4 protein-coding genes are annotated in these 3,228 nt (G+C 45.9%); all 4 read right to left on the bottom strand.

Annotated features, from left to right (window positions below):
- Window positions 1–22: 22 nt before the first annotated feature.
- On the bottom strand, window positions 23–442 hold the full coding sequence (locus QTO00_RS17020) for a head completion/stabilization protein (protein WP_031844056.1): 420 nt from the start codon (window positions 440–442) through the stop codon (window positions 23–25).
- A 125-nt stretch (window positions 443–567) separates the two neighbouring features.
- Window positions 568–1,281, bottom strand: coding sequence for a phage terminase small subunit (gene gpM / locus QTO00_RS17015; protein ID WP_331425841.1), 714 nt, complete (start codon window positions 1,279–1,281; stop codon window positions 568–570).
- 19 nt (window positions 1,282–1,300) lie between these two features.
- Window positions 1,301–2,314, bottom strand: a complete 1,014-nt coding sequence (locus QTO00_RS17010; protein ID WP_031844053.1) for a phage major capsid protein, P2 family — start codon at window positions 2,312–2,314, stop codon at window positions 1,301–1,303.
- Window positions 2,315–2,363: 49 nt separating this feature from the next.
- The coding region (locus tag QTO00_RS17005) for a GPO family capsid scaffolding protein (RefSeq protein WP_331425840.1) at window positions 2,364–3,228 on the bottom strand (865 nt) is incomplete at its 5' end.

Below are 3,228 nucleotides of genomic sequence, written 5' to 3'. Positions count from 1 at the left end.
AAGGCTTGTAATTTGGTTTGCATCAGATCAAATCCACCTTGTTGACACTTCTACCAAGCAACAAACTAATGTCCCGTTTTGCTTGAGTTCTAAATCGGTCAGCCTGTTTGAAATCGTCTTCGGCTGTATTCTCTGCCGCTTCTCTTCGGTCTTGAGTTGCGAACTCTGGCAATAAGTCAGCATGAGCGGTTCCATACACTGCACGCTTATAAACGGATGCTTTCAGCGTATCGAGTGCAGGTGCTTCACCATCAACCAACAATTCATCCAGTTCACCTTGCACGTACAAGCTAGCGGCTTGAAGTGCAGTAATAATTGAGCTTTCATCGAATAGCGAAGGAATACGTCTCATCTGGCGAAACTCACTGGTTTTCAGCACAGGCCAGCCACCGGACTCGATGTCTGTATTTGCATTTTCTTCGACGTATCCACCAAAGCTCATCGCTATTCCTATTGCTCTCTGTTTAAGAAAAAGTGCGCTCTAGCCACTGGGTCGACGGTTTACAATGAACCTTTGCGGTTATTGCAACCTCGCCAGCCGAGCGCGGTGGCGTAGGAGTCTTTGAGTTACAGATTTTTGCCTTCTTGTAAGGCGTTAATCCGACTCTTAATTTTTTTAATGTGCGTTTTCACCTGGGCTTTTTCGCTTTTGTCGTCAGCGTGCTCAAGCAGCACTAAAGCTTTTTGCAGTGTTTCAACGCAGCCCACCGAAGAAGCGAGTGGGTGACCTTCTTCATTTCGAATAAGGTGCAGACCAGCAAACTTGAACCATTTGGCATGAACCTCTTCATGCAAACGCCACTCTTTTTCGACCTTCTCAAATACCTGGCTAAAGCACGGTTCTACACTGCGACCTTCTACAGACTCTTTCTCTGCCCACTGCAGAACAAAATCAGCACAGACAGTTCCCCAGTCTTTTCGACGCCAGCCCTCAGGAAGAGGCAAGCCCAAATCGATAGCTTTGAAACACCAGTCGATTGCCAATTCAAGTTCTTGAATATCGAACAACCACACGATCATGTCGCTGAAAATAGGGTTCGAATAAACGTCACCATCTTCTAGGTATTTTTCGATATACGGCTTGTACTTAGGCACCAATACAGAGCGTTTATGTTCCACTCGATCAGCAATGGCGTTAAAACCTTTTAAGTACTTGCGGTCTTCTTCGAACTCGATGAGCTTTAAATGAAGGCTATCGGTGTTTACCACTTCAACATTCATTGGCTCTTGTTCGGCTTTCATATGCGCCAACTTATGGCGCATTGCTGGGGATAAGTTCATAGCTATCGATTACCTTCCGTTAGGCAGCAGGTTTAGGCGCGATATGGACTTTCGCTGGGTTATAAGCAGCAAAGGCTTCCAGAACACCCACGGCATAACCTTCCATACGCCAGTAAGCGTTCTCAAACTGCTTACGGTCTTCTTCATGCTTCGCTTTACGCTGGGTAGTACCATGCTGCGTCAGCACTTGCAGGTTGGTAGGAATAGTCACAACCATCGCATTATCTGGAATGAACGGCGGCACATAAGCAGGACGGCCAGCGATAGACTTATCCAGTTTTTGTGCAGCGATTTGCTCTGTTGGCGTGTCGGCTTTGCTGTACGTTTTGTACTGCGCCGCACCAACTAGACCTGAACCAACATAAACAGTTAGGCGTGGGTCATTGCGGAATGCTGGGTGAATCTGGTTGTTGATGATGTCCGATGCCATCGCATCAAGCGTTTTGTAATCGCCAGCGTCATCAAAATAGACATCTTCATCAACGATTTGTGATGGCTTCTTCTCTAACACGTACTGATACCAACCTACGTTGACATCCTGACCAAGTGGGTTGGTCGTTGGGTTAGTTGTTGCAGCAGCAGACACACCATTCCAACCAACACGAATGATATCGAGTGCGAACATCTGGTTAGAGAATTCAGTCAGCAGTTTCATGAACTTGCCACGACCGCCTTGGTTAGCCCACTGACAAAGCATTGCCCAAGTAATTGCAGCACATGAGTCTGTTTCAACTAGCTTGTATTTATGACCGCCAACACCAAGTTGTTTAGTGAAACGACCATCAGCTTTACGACCGGTATACAGACCGCTAACGCCAACATCGACCACTTGACCTTCGATTTGGTCAACGGTTGTTACCGTGATCATTTTTAGAAACTCTGCCGATTCGACGATAGCCGCACGCAGCTTAGTTTCTAACTGAGGTGATACATTGAACAATTGAGCCACATTGGTGACACCATAACTCTGCGCTAACTTCTGCGCGAAATGGTCCATGTTGTCACGGGCTGATTGAGTAAGAATCTGCGACATTACGCGATCTCTCCTAATTTAGTTAATTCAGTTAGCCAAGTTCTGCGGTTTAAACGGGGCTGTAATCGTCACCGTTACCAGCGTCATTAGGCTCTTGACCTGGTACTTCTCTCGAAAGTTGGTTGAACTTAGTTTCTAAGCCGTCAACTATTTCCAACAATGGTGTTAGTTGTGTTTCCAAAGTGGTAGAAAACTGCTCAACGGTTGCGCCTTGATTGATCACAGGTTCTGGTGTTTCAGGGGTTTCGTTGCCGCCACCTGCTTTCAGATTAAATTCTTGAGCAAGCTCGGTTTTTAACTCGCCTTTAAATTGCTTTAATGCGGCTTTCAATTGTTCTTCGGTCACATCGGTGTCCTCTGGTTCGGGTGGTGTCTCTGGATGTTCATCACCAGAGAACAGAAATTCGTTTAGCAATGAGAACAAACGTTCTTTGCGAGAAAAGCAGCTATTGAGGTCCAACTCTTCTAACTGGCTAACCTCTAGTTCGGTGTAATCACCACCTTGCACACGTGAAAAACGCATACGGGTTGTACCTGACGATGCTGGGGAGTCAGTCGCAGCTAGGCCCATCAGGTAACAACGTCCTTCTTTCTTGTAATCTGGTTCTGGTTCAATAGAAGAAAACAGTTTCTGACCGTCTTTATTTGCTGCTAGCAGATATTTGTTTGGTGTAACTTTTGCGAACAGGCGAAGCTTATCTTTGAATTTGCCTGATTTAAGCTCTTCAACTTCACCCCAGTTTTTACCTTCAAATACTGCCCAAGAACTACGATAGTGCTCAGGCCAAATTAAAGCGGTGTACTCTTCTTTGTCATAAAGCTCAGCCATGTCATTAATCCAACTTGCGCTAATGACACGGCCATCTGAAACGGTAGTTCCTTCGGTGGCAATAATGATCCAATCACTGGTTTTA

The organism is Vibrio sp. M260118, assembly GCF_036533755.1.
Taxonomy (GTDB): Bacteria; Pseudomonadota; Gammaproteobacteria; order Enterobacterales; family Vibrionaceae; genus Vibrio.
This window is presented reverse-complemented; position numbering and strand designations above follow the sequence as displayed.